Source organism: Streptomyces sp. CNB091, from assembly GCF_000377965.1.
Map to the genome: position 1 here is coordinate 131988 of NZ_KB899003.1, position 25903 is coordinate 157890.

A 25903-nucleotide genomic window follows, 5' to 3' on the forward strand; every position below is an offset into this window, starting at 1 on the left:
CCATCATGGCACACGAATGGCACCACGTCGAGCCATCCTGGCTCACACCCCCTCGGGAAGCCTCTGACCTGCACCATCACCACCAAAGAAGCCAAGGCAACACCACGGGAGCGGCCAAGACGGCCCAGATTGGCACCACGACAACACCACCTGGCACCATCTGGCGCACCACCTGGCACCACACGGGGACTCCTGGCGCCTCCTGGCGTCTCCTGTTGCCACCTGACGCCACGAGGGCACCAAGCTCAAAGCGCACCCCCGCAGAACGGCGGCCGTCCCGAGCGCCACCACCCCCTCCCCCTCAACGCGGTGCGCCCGCGGTCTCCTCGCCCGCCCCGGTCCGGGCGGCACGCAGGACGGACGCGCCGGTGGGGGTGAGGGTGTGCAGAACGGCAGGGCCGTTGCGGGCGGTCACGATGAGCCCCGCGTCGCGCAGCACGGTGGCATGCCTGCTGGCGGCGGACGCCGAGACACCGGCGGCACGGGCGATCTCCCCCGTGGTGGCACCGCCGGCCGCCGCCCACAGCGCGCGCGCCCGGGCCCGCCCGAGCAGACTGGCCAGCGAACGCTCCGGGTCCTCGGCCCGCAGAGGACGGGCCGGAGGCTCGTGCAGCAGCGAATACCAGAGCACCGGCGGCAGCCCCGGATCGGCGAACGCGACCGGTTCACCCCAGTTGAAGTACGAGGGGACGAGAGTGAGCCCGCGACCGTTCAGATACAGGTCCCGGTCCTCCGTCTGCCGGGGATACGCGACCTCCAGGACGGGCGCACGCCACCGCAGCATGGGCCCGAGACCGGCGAGCATCCCCTCCACCCCACCGTGCAGAAGACCACGGCCACGCACCGCCCGCTCTGCCTCGATGCGAGCCTGGATGCGCTCCTGCTCGGGCACGACGGCGACTGCGTAGTACGCGCGCAGCACCCCGACGAACTCCTGACGCGCCCCGCGCTCGGCCAGGCGCCCGGCCCATTCGGGCGCCCCGATGAGCCGGTCGAAGAGGGTGACCTCTTCCTCGACCCGCCGCGCGGGCGTGGCCAGGAGCGCGTCAAGACCCGCCTCCAGCCCGTCCACCCCGGTGGACGGCGTGAGGAAGTCCGGGAAGTACGCGGCCCGGGGGTACAGAGGCAGCAGCACGCTCCGCAGAGCCCGATCCAGCCCCTTCTCCCGCAGATCCCGCCGTGCCGTGCGGTACCACCCGGCATGCGCCCAGCGGCCCCGGCTGGACTGCAGCCGGTGCATGCTCGCGGCGATCTCGAAGAGAGGGTCGGGCGCGGGAGCGAGCCGAGTCCTGGCCAGATCCACGTCATTGAAGTGGATACGGAGCATGTGGTCCCCCCCACGGGTTCGGCTCCTTGCGAGCCTGGGGAAACGCAATAAAGGTCCGATAAACAAGGACTAAACGGGCATGCGCCGCCCGGAAAGGGAAGAAGCCCAGGCCGGAGGAGATCCGACCTGGGCTTCACACCGCTCCCTGTCGGATGCGAACCGACGACCTACGCCTTTCAAGACCGCGAGTGTTCATGTGCCGACACGGTGATCGACCGTGCCACCGAATGACGTTTCGCCTGATCAGAGCGCGTACGGCTGATTGGCCCGGACCCCCTGGTATGACGCCCCCACATCCCGCGTTCAACCTCGGTAGCCGCATGAGGAGTGGTACGGGAGCATGGGCAGGTGCTCCTGCCACTGCGCACGGGTCGGGGTGTCGGTGTAGGCGCAGATCCGTCGGACGCTGTCGTCCACTGCCAGCGGCCACAGTCGGACTGTATTGTCCTGCCCGCCGGTGACCAGGGTCTGGCTGTTGGGAAGGTAGGCCAGGGAGGTGAGTTCCTCGCTGCTGATGGCCAGGGGCCTGCCGATCGCCGTGGGGTGCGCCGGGTCCGTCACGTCCCACAGGCGTACACCGTCTCCGCTGGTGGCGAGAGTACGCCCGTCGGGGCTGAAGGCCAGGTCAGTGACACGGCTGGTGTAGCCGCTCAGCGGCGGCCCGAGAAGCGTGGGGTGGTCGTGGTCGGAGATGTCCCACAACTTGACGTCGCCGTCTCCCGGCCCGCCCCGGACGCCGGCTGAACTGACCGTGGCGAGGGTGTCCCCGTCCGGGCTGAGCGCCATCCACTGTGCGCCGCCGGTGATGGGCGGCCCAGAGCGGGTCGGATGGTCCGGATCGGTCACATCCCACAACTGCACCGTGTCGGACGTATAGCGACCGGCGATGGCGAGGGTATGTCCGTCGGCACTGAAGACCAATCCGGCCTGCCCCCAGTTGCTCACGCTTTCACCGTCAGCGGGGATCGGTCTGCCGCGCAGCCGGGGCCGGGCGGGGTCCGACACGTCCCACAATCTCACGCTGTTGTCGCCCCCGACGACGGCGGTGGCGGTGGTTGTGGCAAGGGTCTGTCCGTCGGGACTGAACCCCGCCGACACAATGCCGACTCCGAAGCCGGTGGAGATCTGCGAGAGGACGGCAGGCTTGGTCGGTTCTTCGAGGTTCCACAGGATCACGCGTCTCTCGCCGTTGGCAACGGTGGCGAGGGTGCGGCTGTCGGGGCTGAACGCCAGCGATATGACGGCGCCGCTGAAGCCCTTGATCATGCTGAGAGGACCGGGGCGCACGGGATCCGAGGTGTTCCACAGCCGCACGGTGTTGTCGTTCGAGGCAGAGGCGAGCATGCGGCCGTTGGGAGCCGCCACGGTTGAGCCGACGACTTCGGCGTGGCCCGTGAGCAGAGCGGCAGGCAGATGCCACAGATGCACCGCCCGGTCGCCACTGGTGGTGGCGACCGTACGACCGTCCCGGGCGAACGACATACCGCTCGTCGAGTCGCCGACCATGGGCGGGGCGATGGCCTTCGGACGGGCAGGGTCGGTGATGTTCCACAACCGGAGAGTCCGCTCCCCGTCGGGGGCGACGAGGATATGACCGTCCGCGCTCAACGCCAGCGCGCTGACGCCACCCGGATAGCTCGTCACGGGATCGCCCAACGCGGTCACGTTCTCCGGATCCGTCACGTTCAGGAGCTGAACGGTGCCGCCGTCCCCGATGGCAAGGGTGCGGCCGTCCGGAGTGAACATCGCGACGCCAAAAGCAGCCCATATCCTGCCGCGCAAGACAGGCTCAGCCGGGTCCGTGACGTTCCACATCCGCGCCCCGTCGTCCACGGAAGAGGTCACCAGGGACCTGCTGTCCGGGCTGAACGTGACGACGTTGACCGCGGAGGCGTGGTGGAGCGGCTCGCCCAGCGGAACCGGGCTGGCCGGGTCCCTCACGTCCCACAGTTGCTCCTCCCAGTAGGTGTCGCCGCCGGTGGCCAGCATGCGCCCGTCAGGGCTGAACGCCAGGGGGCTGCCACCGTCGCTGTGCGGGAGGGCTGCGCCGAGCGCGCGGGGACGGGCCGGGTCGGAGACATCCCACAGTCGCACCCCCCTGTTCCCAGGGAACGGGCCGGAGGATGTGGCGAGGGTGTCCCCATCGGGGCTGAACACCATCCAGGTAGCGCCGGGAACGCGCAGGGGCTCGCCGAGCAGGACGGGATGTGCCGGATCCGACACATCCCAGAAGCGCACCACGCCCGTGTCCCTGGCATCGTCGTGGCCCGCGGCGGCGAGCGTGCGGCCGTCGGGACTGAACGCCACCTCGCCCACGCTGGAGGAGAATTCGTTCAGGACGGTGGGCAGCGGCTTGTTCGCGTCCTCGACCAGGTGCGTGTACCGGTCCGCGGTGGGGTTCAGCCGATATGCCTCGATGTCCGCCCTCGCCGCGAGCGAAGGATCGGTGGCGTGCAACTGCTCCGCTCGTGCGGTGACCTGGCTGATCAGTGCGGCCCGTTGTCGGGTCTGGGCGAGATCACGCTGGTGAAAGGCGAACGCCCCCGCCGTAACGGCGGCGACAAGAACCGCTATGACAGCGATGCGGCCCGTACGGAACTGCCGGGCATACCGGTCGGCCTCGCGCAGGGTCGCGGCGAACCTCACCTCGCCTCGACGAGGAGCCGCTGCGGAGACTTCCAGCCGGTTCGGCTCGGGTGCCACCAGGCGGAAGCCCTTACGATGCGCGGCAAGCAGCTTCGCGTCCAGGCCCGCAACCCTGAGCAGGCGGCCCTCCTCGTCCACGGCGCCGGTCACCACGGTACGGGGGCGCAGCCCGTAGAAGACGTCTCGGAGCCGGCCCCCACCGGTCCGACGCCGCAGGAGCACCCGAAGCCCGAGCGCGAGGGCAACGCCGAGAGAAGGCCCCTCGATCCGCTCCAGGACCGAGGGTTCGTCGGACAGGACGATGCGCCACACCACGCAACGGCCTTCGGCCTCCGCGCCACCAGCCAGGCGCCAAGCCGTGCCCAGCGCGGAGGCGAACTGGGCGTTCGGGCTGCGCACCCCATCCATGGTCCGGGGATCGGGATACAGTCCGGCCGGCCCCGGAGGGAATTCCCGCAGTTCCAGAATGCCGGTGACACCCTCGGCGGCCGGAGCCTCCCCGTTCTGTCCGGGTGAGCGGCCGAACACCACGGGAACCCGCACGACCGGGCGCCTGCGCGGCGCGATGCCCGCCATCATGAGCGCCGCGACCACCAGAAGCCCCTCAGCAGCCGGCGACGGCCCACCCGGAGCTGTGGACTGGAACAACCGCTGGCTTCGTCGCCGGAGCGCTTCGATTCCGCCCGCGAGACGGGGCGACAGATCGGCGAGCCCCCTGCCGGACGCCCGTGCCGGCCCGGAGGCGGCTTCAGAGCACAGCAGCCCACTGCCTTCCCACGCCGCGAGCAGCCGCCGGAGTGCGCCGTCGTGTTCCTCACCACCTCCTTCGGACGGAACGAGCGCCCTGGCGAGAAGAAGGGGATGGTCGGCTCTCACCGCTGCCGTGCGATCTTGGTCCGATGCGTTCGCCGCGAGCCAGTCCCGTAATTCCTCAGGTTCGCGACCCGCGATCCACGCGGGATCGTCACGAACCGCCTCACTGCACCAGTTCCACCACAACGCTGACTCGCCCAGCAGTTCCCGGACTACGGACTGCGGCCCGGACCCCCGCTCCAGCACGCTCTCGGCCATGGCCCGAGCCGTGGAACCGCCACGAATCCTCGGCCAGAGCCACCCGGTTCGACGCCCAGCCAAGGTCTCCGAGGAGGCCGCACCCCGGCTACCCGCACAATCCCCAGGCCCCGCTGCCCCGGTCACCGCAACTCCTCGTCGATAACACGACGAAGACCGGCGTCCGAAACCAGCGCCCGCACCGCGCGCCAGGCATCACGGGTCGCATCATTGAGCGAAGCCCCGACCGACAGCATGATCGCCTCGACGGCCCACACGCTGCCCGGACCCACAGGCACCGCCACGGAGGCCGCCCACTCCTCCCCCACAAAGCCCGGAAGCCGCACATACGAGGCCGCAGGTCCGAAACGCCCCCGCACCACAGGCACCAACAGCACCCGCTCCGAAGCAGCCCCGTCCACGTACCTGACCGTCGTCATCAAAGGCGCGGCACCCTCCGCCCCCCGCACGACAACTTCCAGACTGTACAAGGGCTCGGTGTCCCCACGCCTACGCACGAAGAACCGGGCGGAACCGTCCGGGGACGAAGCTTCCAACAACACGGCATCGCCCCCCGCGGCGGCCAGTCCGTCGGCCCTCGAAAGCTGAGGAAGAGGGAACCAGCCCGGACCAAGTACCTGACGGCCTGACCGATCGCGCACAGCCCTGGAAACGGGAGACCCGCCCCCGATCGGCCCCTCCCCGAGGACAGACCCGGCAACGAGCGGCACGGAGGGCAGGTCCACACCAATGAACGAAGCCCATACGCGCCGCCGCAGTGTGTACCCCACACGGGCACGACCCCCAGGCAGAGGACGGTCGGCAACCGTACTGCCGGTGAACGAGCGCCAGGAGCGCCGGGCGACCGAGCCGACCGTCATGACGACACCTCCCCCGGAACAGGAGACGCTCCCCCTTGATCAGCCGAGGACACAGGTTCCGCCGGCGACACTTCGCCACGTGCGCGAAGAGCCGCCTCCGGTGTCGCCGCACGGCCGATCTGAGCCAGCAGCGCCGGCGCGGAAGCTCCCACGGCCACCGCCGCGTAGAAACCGGTGACCTCGGTGTGGAGCAGCCACCCGGCCGCGCCTCCCAGCGCCACGCGCACGAGCGCGGCAAGCGAGTCCGCAAGTGGATCGACGAATCTGCCGAGCGGGGGGAGCGGTGCCTCAGACGCCCGCGCCGCATGACGCGCCCCTTGCCAGCTGCGTAAACGTCCGTAGGTGACGGCCACTTCGGCGATCAGTCCACCAACCGCCCCGGACGCCACCGCTTCGATCCATGTCAGCATCAATCCGCCCCCAATCGACCTCGGATCACCCTGTCCGACGGTGAATCAGCGTACGTCCGCAGCATGATCCGCCGGGGGCGATCGGCCTTGGCTCTCCGTCGAACGGAACCAGCTCCGCCTGCGGCTGGAGCGGCGACGATCCCGACCGGAGAAACGGAACCATCGTGTGCGGCTGAGCGGGCGGCACACGCGTACAGTCCGCCCACAACAACGGGCCCTTGGGGGCTCCCGCCTCCGCTTACACCGCCATCAACTACGGCGGGACCAAAATGCTCCTGCCTCGCGCGAGGACAGTGGGGCAACCTGGCCGGAGTCGGAACCTGTCCCAGGTCGCACACCTGGTCCCGCTGCCGCGCTTCCCGGGCCACCGCCACGCCGACGCCTCGGTTGCGTGGATACAGTAGCGCTCGTAGGTGCTCTTACCACCGGCCTCGGGTACCGCACAGGCGATGACCTGGAACTCGCCGTCACCCACGCTCACTATGCTGGTGAACTTGTCGTCTCCGTATTCGATCTGGGCAGTGCGCTTGTCTCCCCCCGTGGCCTCGGCCGTGACCAGATCCCCTGGGCTCCCGCGTTCGACGCGCGCCCATACCGCCTGGCAGTCCTCGCTGTAGCGGAGCTGGAGAAGGGCGGGGTTGCCGACGGCGGGCTTATAGGTACGCGCATCTTCGCCGCATCCCTGATTCTGAGGGTTCTTCCCCCCGCACGCTTCACCCGGACAGGTCGGCTCGTCGAGAAAGCCCTTCATCAGGTGATCCCCGAGAGGGGTCACCAAGGCAGCTGCCACGGCGCCGACGACAGCCACGGCGTAGGCCAGTGTCGTCGCGCTGTTGCGCCTGTTCCGCCCACCGCGTGCGGACAGTTGCGACTCGGGCTCCGGGGACGTTGAGGAGTTGTCGCTGGTGCTGTTCGTCGTCATGGGAACCAACCTCGGGGCGCAGACCGGGGGAGACAGAATCCACCCCCCGTGCCACAGGGAAAAGGCTCACGTCCGAGGCACAGGAGGCACAGGAGGCGCGTCGACCGCCCCCTCATGCGCCCCTCGCTCAGACAACGACAACGCCACGGACCGAGCAACGGGCGCTCGGTCGAAAGTGAAGCGCTACCGCGAACGGCAGCGCCAAGACCGCGAGCGGTCGGCACAGCCTGGGTCGAGACCGGCCGGGTCCTCACCCGGGAAGACGCTCCCGACTCCACCCGGGCAAGGTCACCGACCTCTTCGAACGGCTCGTCGCCGCGTCCGGCCTCCCGCCGATCCGCCTGCACCGTCTCCGTCACACATCGCTCAGCAGACACTGTCACGTCACCCCGACCTGTGACTCGTCACGCCCATAACGACAGAAAACCTCAGGTCACGGGTTACGTGACCTGAGGTTTCATCGAGCCCCCTGTCGGATTCGAACCGACGACATCCGACTTACAAGATCGGAGCTCTGGCCAGCTGAGCTAAGGAGGCAAGGACGCGCGCCAGAAGCGCGCACCAGGACGCCACAACTCTACACAGCCCCGTTCCCCCACGGACAGGCATATCGGGCGGCCGTAACCTCCCACTCACCTGTTCGTTGAACGCACTGAAGTGCCATCCGACTATCGGACAGGGGGAGGGGTCGTGGTCAAGGCGGCAGGGGAGGACGGACGGCCTCGCGTCACCGGCTCGGAGGCCAAGCGCGTCAAACGCGAGGCGCTGGGCGTTCCTGACCCGATCAAGCATCGGCGTCAGCAGCGGGTGGCCGTGCCGATGCAGCGGCGGACTCCGGAGGCCGACACCCGGCAGCGTGTCTACCGGTACCGCTGTTACCCCTCCCCCACCCAGTCCGAGCAGCTGATCAAGACCTTCGGCGCCTGCCGCTGGACCTACAACGAGGGCCTCGCCCTGCGGGACAAGGCCTGGCGCGAGCACCGGGTGTCGCTCGGGTTCGCCGAGTCCTGCCGGGCTCTCACGGGCTGGCGGAACGCCGAGGGGACGCGATGGCTTCAGGAGGTGTCCTCGACGGTTCTCCAGCAGGCGCTCCGCCATCTCGACGCCGGGTTCGGGCGGTTCTTCAAGGGCTCGGGGAGACACCCGAAGCCCAAGAAGAAGGGCCGTTCCCGTGACTCCGCGACCTATGTCCGTACGGGCTTCCGCTGGGTGGAGGACCCGGAGCGGCCGGGTACGGGGCTGATCGCGTTGGCCAAGCAGTCCGGGCCGCTGCGTGTCCGGTGGTCCCGGCCGCTTCCGGCAGGAGTGCGGCCGGTGAAGCTCACCGTGAGCCGTGACCGGGCGGGGCGGTTCTTCGTGTCCGTGCTGGTGGAGGAGCGGATCGAGCCGCTGCCACCCGTGTTTCTGCGGGACGGCGGTGGGCCGAAGGCGGTCGGTCTGGACCTCGGGCTGGCGGCTCTGGTCACGCTGGACGACGGGGAGAAGGTGGACCACCCCCGGTTGCTCAAGAAGTACGGGGTGAAGCTCGCGGGTCTCCAGCGGAGTCTGCACCGTAAGGAGAGGGGATCCAGGAACCGGGACAAGGCGCGGCAGGAGATCGCGCGGCTGTACGCCCTCATCGCCGACGTCCGTCGAGATGCGTTGGACCAGCTCACCACCCGCCTCGTGCACGAGAACCAAGTGCTCGTGGTGGAAGACCTGGCCGTCGACTCTCTCGTACGGTCGCCGAGAGGCAAGGGTCGTCGGCGAAAGGCGGGGCTGAACCGGGCGATCATGGACGCGGCGTGGGGCGAGTTGCTGCGCCAGTTGCGGTACAAGTGCGCGTGGTACGGCCGAACGCTGGTCATCGTCGACCGCTTCTTCCCCTCGACCCGGCGCTGCTCCGCGTGCGCGGCGACGGGGCCGAAGCTGGACCTGTCCGTGCGGGGCTGGTCCTGCGACGGGTGCGGTGCGGTGCACGACCGCGATGTGAACGCCGCGCGGAATCTGCGCGCGGAGGGGCTGCGGTTGTACGGGCTGGTGGCGTCGGCTCTTCCTTCGGGCCGGGTGATGCCGTCGGTGATCAAGGCGTCCGAGATGCCGGACGTGGTGCTGACGGCATAGTCGGCGTGAGGCGCCCGGGGATCCGTTCGGGTGCGGCAGGTGGATACGTAGGAAAGTGTGCAGCCGGACCGACGGGCCGTCGGCCGTGATGCCTGTGGAGTCCGTGTGAGACCGGCGGGGTGTCGCCTTCAGGGCGGCGTCCGGTCGGCGGTGGGTGTCGAAGCAGGAAGCTCCCTCTCATAAAGGGACCGGGCCAAAAGACAGCTGCTCTGGCGTCCTCCGGGTCCATGGGGCGCTTTTCGTGACCCAAGAGGTACTGACAGAACACATGAACGCCAGGTAGCGTCACGGCAGGTTCGCGTCTGTGGACCAGACCACTCCCTACTCGGATCGTCCGGCACGTTCCTGCCGGTTGAGGAGAAGATTCAGCATGGCCAGTGTCACGTTCGACAAGGCGTCCCGCGTCTACCCCGGCTCCACGAAGCCGGCGGTGGACCAGCTGGAGATCGACATCGCGGACGGTGAGTTCCTCGTCCTCGTCGGTCCCTCCGGTTGTGGCAAGTCGACCTCCCTGCGCATGCTCGCGGGTCTTGAGGACGTCAACGGCGGTGCGATCCGCATCGGTGACCGCGACGTCACGCACCTGCCGCCGAAGGACCGGGACATCGCCATGGTGTTCCAGAACTACGCGCTCTACCCGCACATGTCCGTCGCGGACAACATGGGCTTCGCGCTGAAGATCGCCGGTATCAACAAGACCGAGATCCGGGCGAAGGTCGAAGAGGCCGCCAAGATGCTGGACCTCACCGACTACCTGGACCGCAAGCCGAAGGCGCTCTCCGGTGGTCAGCGTCAGCGTGTGGCGATGGGCCGGGCCATCGTGCGTGAGCCGCAGGTCTTCCTCATGGACGAGCCGCTGTCGAACCTCGACGCCAAGCTCCGTGTCTCGACCCGTACGCAGATCGCCTCGCTGCAGCGCCGCCTCGGCATCACCACGGTGTACGTCACCCACGACCAGGTCGAGGCCCTCACCATGGGCGACCGGGTCGCGGTGCTGAAGGACGGGCTGCTCCAGCAGGTCGACTCGCCGCGCAACATGTACGACCGGCCCGCGAACCTCTTCGTCGCCGGCTTCATCGGCTCCCCCGCGATGAACCTCGTCGAGGTCCCGATCACCGACGGCGGCGTGAAGTTCGGCAACAGCGTCGTCCCGGTCTCCCGTGAGGCGCTCACCGCCGCCGCGGACCGCGGTGACACCACCGTGACGGTCGGCATCCGCCCCGAGCACTTCGACATCGTCGAGCACGGTGGCGCCGCCGCGAAGTCGCTGACCAAGGACTCCTCGGACGCGCCGGCCGGTCTCGCCGTCTCGGTCAACGTCGTCGAGGAGCTCGGCGCCGACGGTTTCGTCTACGGTGGCGCGCAGGTCGCCGGGGAGCACAAGGACCTGGTCGTCCGCGTCGGCGGTCGTGCCGTTCCGGAGAAGGGCACGGAGCTGCACGTCGTCCCGCGCCCGGACGAGCTGCACGTCTTCGCGACCTCCACCGGCGAGCGTCTCACCAACTGACGCCGCACCCGCCGTACGCGCGGCCCCGTACTCCCCGCGAGGGGGTGCGGGGCCGTTTGCGTGGTCCCGGCGGGTTGGGGTTTCGGTGCCGGGCGGCAGCAAATACCCTGGCGCACAGGGAATTTCACGGGCACTTCACGGTCATTTCGCCCTGGTTCGTCAAGCTCGTATTCGAAAGGGCGCGTCGAACCATCCCCCGCAAGGGTGACGAATTGTCGCCAGGTCATCACTGGCCGCTACGCTCGCTGCGTGACCCACACCGCGCGCCGCATCGGCCGATCCCTCGCTCTCGTCCTGCCCGTCGTCATGGTTCTGTCCGGGACCCTCGCGGTCACCAGCGTCCAGTGGGCGGAGTCGGACAACGACTCCCAGCTGCTGGCCGCCTCGTCGGAGACCGTGTCCAAGCCGGCGAAGCCGCACGCCCCGCAGGACGTCCTGCGCGAGAAGCTGCTCGTGGAGCTGGCGGAGAAGGACCCGGGCGCCGCGCTCACCGGGCTCCAGCGCGCCGTCGAGCAGCGTCCCTCGCTCGCCCGCCACTGCATGTCGATCGCGAAGGCCCTCGGCAAGGCGGCCGTCGAGCAGTACGGCCCGACCCGGGCGCACCGTTTCTCCCGGCCCGTCTGCGACACCTCGTTCGCCTCCGGCGTCGCGCAGTTCAGCTGAGGCCTTCCGGCCCGGGAGGCGGTCGCACGGAGCGTCGCCCTCCGATGGCGGGCACCGCATATCGTGCCTGCCATGCATACGTATCCGACGCAGGCCGTGATCCTTGCCGGTGGCCAGGGGTCGCGGCTGCGGCCGTACACCGACGACCGTCCCAAGCCGATGGTGGAGATCCCCGGGACGGGGACTCCGATCATCGGGCATCAGCTGTCCTGGCTGGCCGCCGAGGGAGTCACCGACGCCGTGGTCTCCTGCGGGCATCTCGCCGAGGTGCTCCAGGAGTGGCTGGACGCCGCCGTGCTGCCGCTCCGGGTCACCACCGTCGTGGAGACCGAGCCGCTGGGTCGCGGCGGCGGTCTGAAGTACGCGGCCGGGCGGCTGCCTGATCCGGAGCAGCCCTGGTACGCCACCAACGGCGACATCTGGACCCGTTTCTCCCTGCGGGAGATGGCCGCCTTCCATGCGGAGCGCGACGCCACCGCCACCCTGGCCCTCGCCCGGCCCCGGATCCCGTGGGGTGCCGTGGAGACGGACGCGTTCGGGCACATCACCGATTTCATCGAGTCGCCGCCGTCCCCGTATCTGATCAACGCCGGGGTGTACGTGTTCTCGCCGGCGTTCACGAAGCTGCTGCCGGACCGCGGTGACCATGAGCGGACCACGTTCCCGCGTCTCGCCCGCGAGCGCCGGCTGGCCGGGTATCCGTTGCCGAACGGGGCGTACTGGCGGGCCATCGACACGGCGAAGGACCTGACCGAGGCGGCCCGCGAGCTCGGCTCCCACGACGGCTGACGGCTCCCGCGACGGCTGGCGGGTTACAGATGACGGCTGACGGTTGACGCCTTCGCGCCTGAGGCCTCTCCTTCATATGAAGGGGCGGCTCCCACCCGGTTGTTCCGTCCGGGTGGGGGCCGCCCCTCACTGCTGTCGTGCCGGTCGTGCGGGGTCAGCCGAGGAGGCCGCCGATCGGGTTCCGGCCGCCGCCGCCCGTGGTCGATCCCTCGCCGCCGGTGGAGGTCGAGCCGCCGGTGGGCGCCGGTTCGCCGCCGCCTCCGGACGAGGCGTCGCCGGTGGAGCCGGAGGAGGTGGGTCCGGCGCTGGTGGCGGCCGGGGGCTCCTGCGGGGTGGACTGCTGCGGGGGCGCCTGGTCGGTGCCCTGGGTCTGGCTGGGCTGGGTGTCCGTACCGGTGTTCTGGCTGCCGGAGTCGCGCGTCGCGCCCGGTGTGGCCTGGTCGTCCTCGGGTGTGGTGGCCGGGCCGGAGCGGCTGGGCTCCGGCTGTCGCCGCTGGTCCGGCGTACGGGAGGCCTGGCGCTCGCCGGTGGACTCCTGGGGGAGCGGCATGCCGGGGAGGCGGTTGGTGGGGTTGTCGTTGCGGCCGGGGACGGTGACGACCTCGCTGGAGCGGACCGCGCCGCCGAGGATGGAGCCGATGAGCAGGGTGCAGCCGACGACGACCGTCGCGACGACGGTGCCCCGGCGCAGGACCCGGCGGCGCAGGTCCCAGATCTCCGAGCGCGGGCCGAGCTTGCGCCAGGCCTCTCCGGCCAGTCGGCCGTCCAGGGAGTAGACCGGCGCGCCCGCGATGATCAGCGGGCTCCAGGCGGCCAGCAGGATGATGTCGGGTGCGTCGTACACGGCGACCGAGCGCCAGCTCACGGTCACCAGCAGTGCGGCGGAGAGCAGCGCGCCGAGCGCGGCGGCGACCCGCTGCCAGAGGCCGAGGACGGTGAGTACGCCGACGACGACCTGGAGGAAGGCGACGGTCAGGCCGGCTCCGACCGGGTGGGAGAGGGCGAGGTCGCGCAGCGGTTCGGCCATCGCCCACGGGTGCAGGGAGGTCAGCCACGTGACCATGGAGCCGCGCTCGCCGCCGTCGAAGTAGACGGGGTCGCTCAGCTTGCCCATGCCGGCGTAGATGGAGATGAAGCCGAGGAGCACCCGCATGGGGAGCAGGACGACGCCCAGGTTCATCCGGTGGCCGGGGTAGTAGGCGTGCCGGACGGGGTCGCCCACGCCGCGCCGGGCGCGGGACTCGGCGGTCTCGGCGGTTTCGTCGGCCTCGTCGTAGGCGTCGTCGTCGGGGGTGCCGGTCGTGCCGAGGTCGTCGGGCGCCTCGACCGGGTCGTAGGCGCCGACGGCCTGCCGCATGGGCGGCAGCAGCGGGGCGGTGTGTCCCGGCTGGTGGGGGGCGGTCAGTACGGGGTTGGGCTGTGTCTCCTCCAGGAGCGGGATGACCTGCGTGGCGCCCGCCCCGTGTCCGCCCCCGGAGGCCCCGCCGAGTCCGGCGTCGAGGTGTCCGGCGGTGGAGTTGCGCACGGCTTGGAGGAGGCCTGTCGCGCCGGGGTCGCCGGGAGCGGACTTCCCGCTCCAGACGACCGGTGCCCGCCTGCGGCCTCCGCCGGGACCGCTCATGGCGGGGATGCGGGCCGTTTCCGCGGGGGCACCGCGCAGCCGTGCGCGCTGGCCCGGGGCGAGCTGCACCCGGAAGCTGGCGTGGTTGACGATGACCTGCGCGGGGTCGCTGTCCACCTTGGTCATGCTCAGGGCGGCGGGTTGCTCGTCGAACCGAGGCGTTCTGGTGTCCACACTCATCTAACCGAGTGATGTGTGTTTAGGACACTGCCTTGACCGCACCGAATGTGTCCGAGACCCGTCAAGATCAGGCCAAACTCGGGCAACCTGGAACTGTGTTCGGCGTTCGCGCGTCAACTCGCCGGGCGGGCGAGCCGGTTGCCACGCACGGTACGCGCGCGGCAGCGCATGGCAGGGCAGGGCCCGTACGCGCGCTGCCGCGCGAACGCCGTGGCGCACCGGCGGGCCCGCGGGCCGAGCCGGCCCGCCGCACGCCGCCCTCCGCGCCCTCCGCTCGCCGGACGCCCGCCCGCCCGCCGCACGGCTATCCGCGGCGGCGTGCCACCTCGTACAGCACGATGCCCGCCGCGACACCGGCGTTGAGCGACTCGGCGCCGCCCGGCATCGAGATCCGCACCCGGTAGTCGCAGGTCTCGCCGACGAGACGGCCGAGGCCCTTGCCCTCGCTGCCGATGACGATGACGACCGGGCCCGCCAGCTGCTCCAGGTCCTCGACCGTGTGCTCGCCGTCGGCGGCCAGGCCGACGACGGTGAGGCCCGCCTTCTGGTAGCCCTCCAGCGCGCGGGTGAGGTTGGTGACCCGGGAGACGGGCGTGCGGGCCGCCGTGCCGGCGGAGGACTTCCATGCTCCGGCGGTCATGCCGGCGGCGCGGCGCTCGGGGACGACCACGCCGTGGCCGCCGAACGCGGAGACCGAGCGGACGATGGCGCCGAGGTTGCGCGGGTCGGTCACCCCGTCGAGGGCGACGATCAGCGGGTCCTCGTTGTTGTCGTACGCGGCGGCGGTGAGGTCCTCCGGGTGCGCGTACTCGTACGGCGGGACCTGGAGGACGAGGCCCTGGTGGTTCAGGCCGTTCGTCATCCGGTCCAGCTCGGGGCGCGGGGCCTCCATCAGGTTGATGTTGCCGCGCTCGCTCGCGAGCTTGAGGGCATCGCGGACGCGCTCGTCGTTGTCGATGTACTGCTGGACGTAGAGGGTGACGGCGGGCACGCCGTCGCGCAGGGCCTCGTAGACCGGGTTGCGGCCGACGACCATCTCCGAGGTGCCCTTGACGCCGCCGCGCCGGGGTGCGGGGCGGCGGGCGGCGGCCTGCTTGGCCTGGGCGTTGGCGACCCGGTTCTTCTTGTGTCCCTTACGGACGGAGGCCGGCGGCGTCGGTCCCTTGCCTTCGAGACCACGGCGTCGCTGGCCACCGCTGCCGACCTGCATGCCCTTCTTGTTGGACGTGCGGCGGTTCCTGCGTTGGCTGTTCCCGGCCATGATCTACCTGTTTCGTTGCTTTCAGACGTACGTATGTATAAGGAAAGTGTGCCGCCCGGATCGCCGGGCGGCACAATCTCACTGCTCGGAGCGGGTGCTCAGCGCGGTCCCAGCGTCCACCGGGGGCCGGTGGGGCTGTCCTCGATGACGAGGCCGGACTGGTTGAGCTGGTCGCGGATGGCGTCGGCGGCGGCCCAGTCCTTGCGGGCGCGGGCGGACTGCCGCTGGTCGAGGACGAGGCGCACGAGGGTGTCGACGACGCCGTGCAGGTCCTCGCCCCGGTCGCTCTCGCCCGCCCAGTGCGGGTCGAGCGGGTCGAGGCCGAGGACGCCGAGCATGGCCCGGACCTCGGCGAGGCGGTCGACCGCGGCTTCCTTGTCGTCGGCGGCCAGTGCGCTGTTGCCCTGGCGGACGGTGGTGTGGATGATCGCGAGCGCCTGGGGAACGCCCAGGTCCTCGTCCATGGCCTCGGCGAAGGCGGGCGGCACCTCGGCGGCGGGGGCGACGACCTCGCCGGCCTTCTCGGTGACGCGCTGGACGAAGCCCTCGATCCGCGCGAACGCGGACTCGGCCTCGCGCAGGGCCTCCTCGCTGTACTCGATCATGGACCGGTAGTGCGGGGTGCCGAGGTAGTAGCGCAGGACGATCGGGCGCCAGTGCTTGACCATCTCGCTGACGAGGACGGAGTTGCCCAGCGACTTGGACATCTTCTCGCCGGACAGGGTGACCCAGCCGTTGTGCACCCAGTACTTCGCGAACTGGTCGCCGTAGGCCTTGGCCTGGGCGATCTCGTTCTCGTGGTGGGGGAAGATCAGGTCGATGCCGCCGCCGTGGATGTCGAAGGCGGAGCCCAGGTACTTGTGGGCCATCGCGGAGCACTCCAGGTGCCAGCCGGGCCGGCCGCGGCCCCAGGGCGTCTCCCAGCTGGGCTCGCCCGGCTTGGTGGCCTTCCACATGGCGAAGTCACGCTGGTCGCGCTTGCCGGTCTCGCCGTCGCCGGAGGGCTGGCGCAGATCGTCCAGCTCCTGGTTGGAGAGTTCCAGATAGCTGGGCAGGGAGCGCACGTCGAAGTAGACGTTGCCGTCGGCCTCGTAGGCGTGACCGCTCTCGATGAGACCGCGCATCATCTCGATCATCTCGGGAACGTGGCCGGTGGCGCGCGGCTCGTAGGTGGGCGGCAGGCAGCCCAGCGCGTCGTAGCCGTCGTTGAACGCGCGCTCGTTCTCGTACCCGATCGACCACCACGGGCGGCCCTGGTCGGCGGACTTCGCGATGATCTTGTCGTCGATGTCGGTGACGTTCCGGATGAACGTGACGTCGTAGCCGCGGTACGTGAACCAGCGGCGCATGATGTCGAAGTTCAGGCCCGAGCGGATGTGGCCGATGTGCGGTGCTGCCTGGACAGTGGCGCCACAGAGGTAGATCGAGACGCAGCCCGCTGTGAGCGGGACGAAGTCACGGATCTGCCGGGCGTTGGTGTCGTGCAGGCGAATAGTCACGCCTCAAGGGTAGTAGGCCCGCACCAGTGCCCCGCGACCCTTGGGGATCGCGGGGACAACTTTCTGGTACCGGGATGCCCCGGAACGGCCCTGGAAGGGCTCGGAGAGCGTTCTCACGCCCCCGGTGGGACCTAGAGGCGGCCGACGATCTTGCGCGGGGAGACGCGGACGACGACGCGGGGGTCGTCGGCGGCGGAGTCCGGGTTGAACTCCGTGTACGGCTTGCCGGTGTACTTCACCGACAGTTCGTCGATCAGTTCCTGCCCGCCGTCCGTCGTCAGCGTCGCCTCGCCGCGGATCTCGGCGTAGGTGTACGGGTTGTCGAAGGGCTGGACGACCACGGTGACGCGCGGGTCGCGGCGGAGGTTCTTCTCCTTGCGGCGGCCGACGGTGGTGGAGATCAGGAGGTCGTCGCCGTCGCGCTTGACCCAGACGGGGGTGACCTGGGGCTGCCGTCGGGCTGGATGGTGGCGATGTTGACGAACACGGGGCTGTCGAGCAGGTTCTTGAGCTCGGCGGAGAGTGCGGCGGTCATCGTTACGGCCTCCTGTGCGCTGCGGGTCGGTCCTTCGTCCAGTGCTGCTCCTACCCCGCGACCGCGCGCGTTCGCCGATCCTTCCCGCCCCGGCCCGCCGGAAGGGTGAACGCGAGCGCCGCCCCGGTCAGCGGGATCGCCGCGAGCACCGCCCACCGCACGGGCGCGGGCGCGTCGAGCAGGGCGCCGGTCGCCGCGCTCCCCGCGAGGACGACGATTCCGGAGACGGAGGACAGGGCCCCGGTGGCCAGCCCGAGCCGCCGGTCCTCGACCAGGTCGGGCACCAGGCCCCGGGCGGCGGGGACCAGCAGCATCTGGCCCAGGGTCAGCAGGACGACGAGCGTCGCGCCGGGCAGCAGACCGCCGGGGCCCGCCGGGGTGAGCGGTACGGCGGCGAACCCGGCGGCGACGATGGCGAGGCCGGTGACGAGCGCGGTGCGCGGGGCGATCCGGTGGGCGGACCAGCGGGTCAGCGGCAACTGGGCGACGACGACGAGCAGCGAGGAAAGGGCGAAGAGCCAGCCGAGCGCGGCCCCCGATCCGGTGGCCCGTTCCACCTCGACGGGGAGCGAGAGGTAGAGCTGGTTGTAGGCGACGAGGTAGCTGCTGTACGCGAGGCAGAGCAGGAGGAACGCCCGGTTGGTGAAGACCGTCCGCCACGGCGACCGGCCAGGTTGGGCCGTGCGGGTGATGGCGTCCGGTGCCTGTGCATCGTCTCGCTCCCGTTCCCGCTCCCGTTCCCGTTCGCGTACGGGGTCGGCTGCCCGTTCCTGTACGGGGGCGGCGCGCGGCATCAGGCGGGCGTGTCCGGCCAGTACGGCGACGAAGACGGCGGCCCCGGCGAGGCAGGCGGCCCGGAAGCCGCCGCCGAGCAGCAGGAGCAGGGAGCCGAGCAGCGGTCCGATGAACGCGCCGGCCTGCCCGGCGGCGGAGAACAGGGCGAGGACGTGGGCGCGCGGGGCGCCGGTGGCCTGTTCGTGCCGGACGGCCTCGCGGGCGGCCTCGGACTCTATGGCCGGGGAGAACAGCGCGGCGGCGAAGCCGATGAGGAGGACGGCGGCGATGACGGTGGCCGTGGATCCGGCGAGGGCGAGCCAGCCGAATCCGGCGATCCGCAGGGCGCAGCCCGCCAGCACGACGGGGCGCGGGCCGTAGCGGTCGGTGAGGGCGCCGCCGACGACGAACAGGCCCTGCTGGCTGAAGGTGCGCAGCCCGAGGACGAGGCCGACGAGCCAGCCCGCCATGCCGAGGCCGCTGCCGAGGTGGGTGGCCAGGTAGGGCAGGACGGCGTAGAAGCCGATGTTGAAGGCGAACTGGGTGGCGGTGAGGAGCCGGAGGTAGGAGGTGGGGGCGCTCGCGAGCCGGGGCCTGCGGTTCGCCTCGGCGGCGGCCTTCGCGGGTGCGGGTGCGTCGGCGGCGGCTTGCCCGGGTGCGGGCGCGCCGGCGGGCACGGGCCCGTCGACCTTCGCGGGTGCGGGCGCGTCGGCGGGCGGGGACTCGTCGGCCTTCGCGGGCACGGGCGCGCCGGCCTTCGCAGGCCCGTCGGCCTTCGCAGGCAGGGGCCGGTTCACTTCAGGCCCGCCGGGGTGCGCCCGCGCACCGCGGCCGAGGTGAGGACGGCCAGGGCGCCGAGGACGGCGAGTGCGGCGGCGGGGGCGAGGACGGCCCACGGGGCGCGTTCGGCGTACGGCATGTTCTCCGACAGCATCCGGCCCCACTCCGGCGCCGGGGCCTGCGAGCCGAGGCCGAGGAAGCCGAGGGAGGCGAGGGCCAGCGCGATGGCCGGGATGCGGAGCAGGGCGTGGCGCACCACGGGCGGGAGGACCCCGGGCAGGATGTGGCGGCGCAGGAGGTGGGCCCGGTCCGCGCCGAGGGCCGCGGCGGCGGCGAGGTGCGGGGCGGCCTTCTCCTGGGCGTACAGGGCGGCGGTGTGGGCGGCGAGCGGGGCCCAGGCGACGGCGGCCACGGCCGCTGCGGCGCCCCAGGGGCCCGGCCCGGCGATGCCCGCGACGACGAGGCCGGCGAGGACGGCGGGGAGCGCGTTCGCCGTCTCGGTGAGGGCTCCGGCGCGTACGGACCCGAGGAGCAGGCCGAGCACCAGGGTGACGGCTCCGACCGCGACGGCGGCCAGTGCGGTGCGGGCCGCGCCGTGGCCGAGGCGGGCGAGGACGTCGCGGCCGAGGTTGTCGGTGCCGAGGGGGTGCGTGGCGGAGGGGCCGGCGAGGCGGGCGGCCGTGTCGACGTGGAGCGGGTCGCGCAGGAGGCCCGCGACGGTGACGGCGATCAGGAGGCCGCCGAGGACGAGGGCGGCGACGGCGAGCGCGCGGCGGCCGGGCAGCCGGGGCGCGACGAGGGCGGGGAGCGCGCGGTCGGTGAGCGCGGGGCCGAGCAGCGCGCGGACGGCGAGGCGGGAGAGGAGGCCCGCGGCGACGCCGAGGAGCAGCAGGACCAGGACGGTCGCCTGGAGGACGGGCAGGTCCTGGGCGAGGGCGGCGGCCAGGGCCGTACCGCCGAGGCCGGGGATGGCGTACAGCGTCTCGACGGCGACCGCCCCGCCGGTCAGCCCGACCGCGACCAGGCCGAGCTGGGGCAGCAGGCCCGGCAGCGCCCGGCGCAGGGCGTGCCGGGCGACGGTGCGGCCGGGCAGGCCGTTCGCGGCGGCGGCGCGGGCCCAGGGTTCGGCGAACGCGCCGGGCAGGGCGTCGTCCAGCAGCCGGCCGAGCAGCGCCCCGGCGGGGACGCCCATGGCGAGCGCGGGCAGCAGGAGCTGGTCGGGGGCGCCCCAGCCGAGCGCGGGGAGCCACCCGAGGTGCACGGCGAACACGGTGGCCAGTACGGCGGCGAGCAGGAACTCCGGCAGTGCGGCGAGCACCGCCGCGCCCGCTCCGGCGCGCACGCGGACGATCCGGCGCGCGGCCCCGCGCCGCAGGGTGGCGGCGCTCAGCGCGAGGGCGAGGAGCAGGGCGACGGCGAGCGAGGCGGCCATCAGAGTGAGGGAGTTGCCCAGCGCGGCGGTGACGTCCGGTCCGACGGGCTGCCCGGAGACCCAGGACTCCCCCGCGTCGCCCCGGAGCAGGCCGCCGAGCCAGCCGCCCAGGACCTGCCAGGGGCCGCCGTCGAGCCCGGTCTCGGCGCGGATCGCGGCGAGGGTCTCGGGGGTCGGGGCCCGGTCGGCGTACCGGGCGTGCAGGATCGTGCGGGCCGGGTCGGTCCGGGTCAGCCAGGGCAGCAGCCCGATCACCGCGACGACGGCGAGCAGCGCGCCGAGCCGTCCGGCGAGGTACTTCACGCGGTCACCCGACGCGGGTGTCGGCGGTGATGAGGGTGCGCTCCATCGGGTCGAGGGCGACGCCCTGGACGCGGGTGTCGTCGTAGCCCTGCACGAAGCGTTCGTGGACGAGCGGGACGAGGGCGTCGGAGCCGAGGATCGCGGCCTCGGCGGTCATCTCGGCCCGGTGGCGGGCGTCGGTGTCGGCGAGGGCGGCGGCCTTGTCGACGGCGGCGTCGACGGGCTTCGCGCAGAGCTGGGTGATGTTGAAGCTGCCGTCGCAGGTGAAGTCGGAGGCGAGGTAGGAGACCGGGTCGGCGGTGTCCAGGAGGGTGTTGCGGGCCTGGATGAACGCGTCGTACTTCCCGGCGAGCGCGTCGGCCTCCAGCTGCGCGTAGTCGCGGACGACCTGCTTGACGGTGAAGCCGCGCTTCTCCAGCTGCTGCTGGACGACGGTGGCTGCCTCGGGCAGCTCGGGCCGGTTGGTGTAGGTGGCCAGCACGATCGCGGACGTCTTGCTCACCGCGGCCGGGGCGGCGGCTTCCGCGCGGCCGGTGGGGGCGGTGCGCAGGTCGGCGGCCCACGGGACGCCGGGGCCGAGCAGCCCCTGGGCGGCGTCGGCGCGCCCTTCGTAGACGCCGTCGACCAGGGCCTTGGGGTCGATGGCCTCGCGGGCGGCGGCGCGCATCGCCGGGTCGGCGAAGACGCCGCGTCCGGTGTTGAGGGAGAGGCCGTTGGTGCGGGCGGAGGGGAACTCGTGGACCAGGCCGTCGCCGAGCAGCGAGGCCTGGGAGATCGGTACGTACTCGGCGACGTCGACGGCCTTGGTCCGCAGCGCGTTGGCGCGGGCGGTGCCGTCGGCGACGAACTTCACGTCGACGCCGGGGGCCTTCGCCTTGCCGCCCCAGTAGGTGTCGTTGCGCTCCAGGGTGGCGCTGACCGCGCCGTTGACCTCGGCGAGGGTGAAGGGTCCGGTGGCGTGCCCGGCGGGGTTCACCTGGGAGCCGTCCTTGCCGTCCTTGTACGCGGCGGCGGACAGGATGCTCAGGGAGGGGTTGGCGAGCCGCTGGGGCAGCAGCGGGTCGGCGTCCTTGGTGGTGATCCGTACGGTGTCCGCGTCCGCGGCCGTGGGGGTGAGGGTGGTGTCGGACAGCACCCGGGGCTTGGGGGACGCCTTCTGCGCGGCGGCCAGCGAGCGGACTACAGCGGCGGCGTCGAGCTTCGTCCCGTCCTGGAAGACGGCGTCCTCGCGGACCGTGAATTCCCATGCCTTCTCGCCGTCGCGCTTCCAGGTGGCGGCGAGCGCGGGCCGGGCCTCCCCGTTCCGGTCGAGCCGGGTGAGCCCTTCGACGACGGCGAGCCGGCTCAGGGTGACGGCGTCGTCGCCGTACGGGGACATGGCCTGGGCGGGCGGGAAGGCCATGGCCACCTTCAGCCGCTGGTCCTCGCCGGAGCCGCCGGAGTCCGTGGACGAGGTGCAGGCGGTGGCGACGGGCACGAGGAGCGTGGCGGCGGCCAGGGGCAGCGCGACGCGGCGGCGGGGGAGGCGGGGGCGGGAGGTGGGCATGGCGACGACCTTATATGAAAACGATTGTCATCTAATGGGCGGGGTTGGCCCGTCGTGAGCCGGCGGCGGCACCGGGGTCGTCCCCGGCGGCGGCACCGGGGACGACCCCGGGCATCGGCAGCTCGAAGTGGACGATCCCCTGCCCGCCCCCGGGCAGCGCCCGCTCGTCGCACACCTCGTGGGCCAGCGAACGCCAGAAGGGCTCGGCGCCCGGCACGGCGGGGTCGGTGTGCAGGTACAGCGCCTCGTAGCCCCCGGCACGGGCGGCGAACTCCGCCAGCTCGCGCACCAGTCGCCGGGCCAGTCCGTGCCTGCGGTGCTCGGGGCGCACGTAGATCCGGCAGAGCTGCGCGGTGGTCCCGGAGGGGAAGCGCTCGGCGACCCACGGCGGATTGGGCGGCGCCTGCGGCCCCCGGTCGCGCACGGCCCCGGTGGCGACGATCTCGCCGCGGTGCTCGACGACGAGCAGGGTGCAGCGCTCCGGGCGCAGATAGGCGGCCCGGGGGTCGATGATGTCGGCGTGCCAGCGGGGTACGTAGCCGGACTTCAGGTCGCGGTAGACGGTGTCGAGCATCACGGCCCGCGCTCCACCGAGGTCGTCGGCGGTGGCGGTGCGCAGGACGTATCCGGCGTCCGGGTGGCCGTCGTGGGCGGTCCGTTCGCCGGTCCGGTCGGTCGTCGTCCCCGTAGCCCCCGCCATCACCGTGGTCGCGCTGGTCACCGGTGCCACTTCCGCCTCCTCCTGCACTTCGCTTGCATCTTCAGCGTACGTGCAAGTGATGTGCAGGAGGAGGCGGGCCGGGTGCCGCCCGGGTGTCAGGCGGTGCGGTAGACCAGGGCGCTCGCGATGCCGGCGATGCCCTCGCCGCGGCCGGTGAAGCCGAGCCCGTCGGAGGTGGCGGCGGAGAGCGATACCGGGGCGCCGACGGCGTCGGACAGCACCTTCTGCGCCTCCTCGCGCCGCTTGCCGATCTTCGGGCGGACGCCGACGACCTGGACGGCGACGTTCCCGATCTCGAAGCCCCCGGCGCGGACGATCCGGGCGGCCTCGGTGAGCAGCGTGACGCCCGCGGCCCCGGACCATTCGGGGCGGCCGGTGCCGAAGTGCTGCCCGAGGTCGCCGAGGCCGGCGGCCGAGAAGAGCGCGTTGCAGGCGGCGTGCGCGACGACGTCGGCGTCCGAGTGACCGGCCAGACCTGGCCCCTCGCCCTCCCACTTCAGGCCCGCGCACCACAGCTCGCGGCCCTCTTCGAACGCGTGGATGTCGGTGCCGATGCCGACGAGCGGGATGACGGGGGCGGGGGCTCCCGCGCCGGGGCTTCCCGTGCCGGGGGCTCCCGCGCCGGGGCTTTCCGCGCCGGGGTTCTCAGAAACCATCGTTGGCCCTCCTGCGGGCGAGTACCGCCTCGGCCAGCACCAGATCGAGCGGCCGGGTCACCTTGAACGCCTCCTCGTGGCCGGGGACGACGACCACGGGCGCGCCGAGCCGTTCCACCATGCCCGCGTCGTCCGTGGCGCCCTCGCCGTCGACCGCGACCTCGGCGTGGGCCCGGACCAGCGTGTCCCGGTCGAAGCCCTGCGGCGTCTGCACCGCGCGCAGTCTGGCCCGCACGGGGGTGGCGAGCACCGGCTCCGGCTCTCCGGGCGCCTGGGCGGGCTCCACCTCCTTGACGGTGTCCGCGAGGGGCAGCGCGGGAACGACGGCGGGCGCTCCGTCCCGTACGGCCGAGGCGACGGCGTCGACCGTGTCCACCGGCACCAGGGGGCGGGCGGCGTCGTGGACCAGGACGACGGAGATGTCCTCGGGCAGCGCGTCGAGGCCCAGCCGGACGGACTCCTGGCGGGTCTCACCGCCCGGCACCACCAGATAGTCGGTGCGCTCGGGCAGCGCGTGCTCGTCGAGGAGGTGCTTCACCTCGGGCGCGCCGTCCGGCGGGGCGACGACCACGACGAGGGAGACGGCCCGGGACGCGGCCATGGCGCGAATGGCGTGGATCAGCATGGGCGTCCCGCCGAGCGCCCGGAGGGCCTTGGGCGCGCCCGGCCCGAGCCGCACGCCCCGTCCGGCCGCGGGGATCACCGCGGCGGTACGGGGAGGGCGCGGCCGGTCGGTCGGGGGTGGCGTCGATGACATCGGTTGCACTCCGAAGGTCCGAGAAGGTCCGAAGGTTCGGCAGGTTTGTTTCCACGACCGACATGGGTAGGGGCCCCAGCGAGCCGGGCGTGACGCCTTGGGCTCGCACCGGGCCCCTTCCGTGACACCCGGTCGAGCGCAGGTCGCGTCGGATGCTCACGCAGCACGGTGGCCGTCCTTCACCGAAGGCCACCGCATACGCGGATCACACCGCGGGCACGGGGCTACCGGCAGTCGGGCACCGGATGCGGGATGCGGGTCCGAACATGCCGCAGCGCCCGACGACACAGCGTGAAAACGGCTGGTCAGCGGGCACCGCGGCACATTCATACAACCGGTGCGCTCCGGCCGCACGAGCCGGAGTAATCCAGTTTTCAGGACGCGAGGACCTCGTCGAGCAGAGCCTCGGCCTTGTCCTCGTTCGTGTTCTCCGCGAGAGCGAGCTCGCTCACCAGGATCTGGCGGGCCTTGGCGAGCATGCGCTTCTCTCCTGCGGAGAGACCGCGCTCGCGCTCCCGACGCCACAGGTCACGCACTACTTCGGCGACCTTGATGACATCGCCGGAGGCGAGCTTTTCGAGATTTGCCTTGTAGCGCCGGGACCAGTTCGTCGGCTCTTCTGCATACGGTGCGCGCAGCACCTCGAAGACCCGGTCCAGCCCGTCCTGCCCGACCACGTCGCGCACGCCCACGAACTCCGCATTGTCCGCCGGCACACGAACCGTCAAGTCGCCCTGGGCGACCTTGAGCACCAAGTAGGTCTTGTCCACGCCTTTGATCTGGCGAGTTTCGATAGCCTCGATCAGCGCGGCCCCGTGATGGGGATAGACCACGGTGTCGCCAACCTTGAACGTCATGTGACAGGTACCCCTTCCGTGGCTATCCAGAGTAACACGAGAACCGCATCTCCTGAATGGCGTTTTCGCAGGTCAGGGCATATCTCGGGGCTTGACAACAGCAACACGAACGTGCTGCGGAAGGGTTCCGGAAGACGGTATTCGCAGGTCGGAGCCACTGCGCGCCCGGAGCGAAACAGCCACGCCACACAGCCCCGAAGCCCTACAGAAGAGGACGAAAGTCCCGTTTTGTCGGTTTCGAGATGCCCATCATTCCCTACTCCGTTCGGTGATCGCTCACCCGTACGGACGTAACTGTCCGACCGCAATGAAATTGATCAAGCCACATGAGGCCCGGCCCCTTTCCGTCACGAAGCTGGGAATGGCGAAGAAACGACCACGACGCCACGACGCGGGCAGAAGAATTGATCACGTGGATTATGTGAACGGCACATGGCGTACCCGCCGGTAGAACACCGCGCGGCCCCTTCGGAGGACGTACGTCCGAGGCCTCCCGGGCCCTCCCCTCGGCGCGCCTGGAGAACATCCCTCACCAGCCCCCGGGAGACGCCCCTCGCCGCCCCCGGGGGGACGCCTCTCGCCCTCCCCGAGGAACGCCCCTCACCGCCCCCGGGGAAGAGCCGGAGCGCCGTAGGGGCGGGTCGGGTGCAGGGCGGGCGCGGCGGCTCGGTAGCCTAAGGCCG

At 71.6% G+C, this 25903-nt stretch carries 18 protein-coding genes, 1 tRNA gene and 2 pseudogenes; 5 read left to right on the forward strand and 16 right to left on the reverse strand.

Features of this window, described 5'->3' with window-relative positions:
* Window positions 1-301 precede the first annotated feature (301 nt).
* The 4 genes from D581_RS0124285 to D581_RS01000000137635 all read right to left on the reverse strand — a co-directional run bounded on the left by D581_RS0124285 (window position 302) and on the right by D581_RS01000000137635 (window position 7236).
* Window positions 302-1327, reverse strand: coding sequence for a helix-turn-helix domain-containing protein (locus D581_RS0124285; protein WP_018959795.1), 1026 nt, complete (start codon window positions 1325-1327; stop codon window positions 302-304).
* 303 nt (window positions 1328-1630) lie between these two features.
* A complete protein-coding gene (locus tag D581_RS01000000137630; RefSeq protein ID WP_158688628.1) occupies window positions 1631-4372 on the reverse strand; it encodes a WD40 repeat domain-containing protein in 2742 nt (913 codons plus the stop codon).
* Between the two features lie 794 nt (window positions 4373-5166).
* On the reverse strand, window positions 5167-5463 hold the full coding sequence (locus D581_RS0124295; RefSeq protein WP_158688629.1) for a hypothetical protein: 297 nt from the start codon (window positions 5461-5463) through the stop codon (window positions 5167-5169).
* Window positions 5464-6567: 1104 nt separating this feature from the next.
* Window positions 6568-7236 (reverse strand): DUF2690 domain-containing protein, encoded by a 669-nt coding sequence (locus D581_RS01000000137635; RefSeq protein WP_063738212.1) that lies wholly within the window; start codon window positions 7234-7236, stop codon window positions 6568-6570.
* A gap of 196 nt (window positions 7237-7432) precedes the next feature.
* Between D581_RS01000000137635 and D581_RS1000000142225 the strand changes: the two are divergent.
* Window positions 7433-7595, forward strand: a pseudogene (locus D581_RS1000000142225) (site-specific integrase); the annotation flags it as partial.
* 104 nt (window positions 7596-7699) lie between these two features.
* Here D581_RS1000000142225 and D581_RS0124305 read toward each other — a convergent pair.
* A tRNA-Thr gene (locus D581_RS0124305) sits at window positions 7700-7773 on the reverse strand.
* Window positions 7774-7926: 153 nt separating this feature from the next.
* On the opposite strand from D581_RS0124305, the gene D581_RS0124310 reads away from it, so the two are divergent.
* The 4 genes from D581_RS0124310 to D581_RS0124325 all read left to right on the forward strand — a co-directional run bounded on the left by D581_RS0124310 (window position 7927) and on the right by D581_RS0124325 (window position 12298).
* Window positions 7927-9339, forward strand: a complete 1413-nt coding sequence (locus D581_RS0124310; protein WP_018959797.1) for an RNA-guided endonuclease InsQ/TnpB family protein — start codon at window positions 7927-7929, stop codon at window positions 9337-9339.
* 370 nt (window positions 9340-9709) lie between these two features.
* The gene (locus D581_RS0124315; protein WP_018959798.1) at window positions 9710-10846 is read left to right on the forward strand and encodes an ABC transporter ATP-binding protein; all 1137 of its coding nucleotides are present in this window, start codon (window positions 9710-9712) and stop codon (window positions 10844-10846) included.
* 249 nt (window positions 10847-11095) lie between these two features.
* On the forward strand, window positions 11096-11509 hold the full coding sequence (locus D581_RS0124320) for a hypothetical protein (protein ID WP_018959799.1): 414 nt from the start codon (window positions 11096-11098) through the stop codon (window positions 11507-11509).
* A gap of 72 nt (window positions 11510-11581) precedes the next feature.
* The gene (locus tag D581_RS0124325; protein ID WP_018959800.1) at window positions 11582-12298 is read left to right on the forward strand and encodes a nucleotidyltransferase family protein; all 717 of its coding nucleotides are present in this window, start codon (window positions 11582-11584) and stop codon (window positions 12296-12298) included.
* Window positions 12299-12452: 154 nt separating this feature from the next.
* On the opposite strand, the gene D581_RS0124330 is transcribed toward D581_RS0124325, so the two are convergent.
* The 11 genes and pseudogenes from D581_RS0124330 to D581_RS0124380 form a co-directional block, all read right to left on the reverse strand.
* Window positions 12453-14099 (reverse strand): DoxX family membrane protein, encoded by a 1647-nt coding sequence (locus D581_RS0124330; protein ID WP_106434450.1) that lies wholly within the window; start codon window positions 14097-14099, stop codon window positions 12453-12455.
* Between the two features lie 304 nt (window positions 14100-14403).
* On the reverse strand, window positions 14404-15360 hold the full coding sequence (gene rlmB, locus D581_RS0124335; RefSeq protein ID WP_018959802.1) for a 23S rRNA (guanosine(2251)-2'-O)-methyltransferase RlmB: 957 nt from the start codon (window positions 15358-15360) through the stop codon (window positions 14404-14406).
* A gap of 98 nt (window positions 15361-15458) precedes the next feature.
* Window positions 15459-16859, reverse strand: coding sequence for a cysteine--tRNA ligase (gene cysS / locus D581_RS0124340; RefSeq protein ID WP_018959803.1), 1401 nt, complete (start codon window positions 16857-16859; stop codon window positions 15459-15461).
* Between the two features lie 131 nt (window positions 16860-16990).
* Window positions 16991-17394 (reverse strand): annotated as a pseudogene (locus D581_RS1000000138690) (PPOX class F420-dependent oxidoreductase).
* Window positions 17395-17444: 50 nt separating this feature from the next.
* Window positions 17445-18695, reverse strand: coding sequence for an MFS transporter (locus D581_RS0124350; protein WP_469225477.1), 1251 nt, complete (start codon window positions 18693-18695; stop codon window positions 17445-17447).
* 266 nt (window positions 18696-18961) lie between these two features.
* The gene (locus tag D581_RS0124355) at window positions 18962-20683 is read right to left on the reverse strand and encodes an ABC transporter permease subunit (RefSeq protein ID WP_018959805.1); all 1722 of its coding nucleotides are present in this window, start codon (window positions 20681-20683) and stop codon (window positions 18962-18964) included.
* Between the two features lie 4 nt (window positions 20684-20687).
* On the reverse strand, window positions 20688-22229 hold the full coding sequence (locus tag D581_RS0124360; protein WP_018959806.1) for an ABC transporter substrate-binding protein: 1542 nt from the start codon (window positions 22227-22229) through the stop codon (window positions 20688-20690).
* 31 nt (window positions 22230-22260) lie between these two features.
* Window positions 22261-22929 (reverse strand): GNAT family N-acetyltransferase, encoded by a 669-nt coding sequence (locus D581_RS0124365; RefSeq protein WP_486585879.1) that lies wholly within the window; start codon window positions 22927-22929, stop codon window positions 22261-22263.
* A 116-nt stretch (window positions 22930-23045) separates the two neighbouring features.
* On the reverse strand, window positions 23046-23606 hold the full coding sequence (gene ispF, locus D581_RS0124370) for a 2-C-methyl-D-erythritol 2,4-cyclodiphosphate synthase (protein ID WP_018959808.1): 561 nt from the start codon (window positions 23604-23606) through the stop codon (window positions 23046-23048).
* The gene (ispD, locus tag D581_RS0124375; protein WP_032752950.1) at window positions 23596-24363 is read right to left on the reverse strand and encodes a 2-C-methyl-D-erythritol 4-phosphate cytidylyltransferase; all 768 of its coding nucleotides are present in this window, start codon (window positions 24361-24363) and stop codon (window positions 23596-23598) included. Before ispD ends, ispF begins: the two co-directional genes overlap by 11 nt.
* A gap of 374 nt (window positions 24364-24737) precedes the next feature.
* On the reverse strand, window positions 24738-25220 hold the full coding sequence (locus tag D581_RS0124380) for a CarD family transcriptional regulator (protein WP_003953493.1): 483 nt from the start codon (window positions 25218-25220) through the stop codon (window positions 24738-24740).
* Between the last annotated feature and the right edge of the window lie 683 nt (window positions 25221-25903).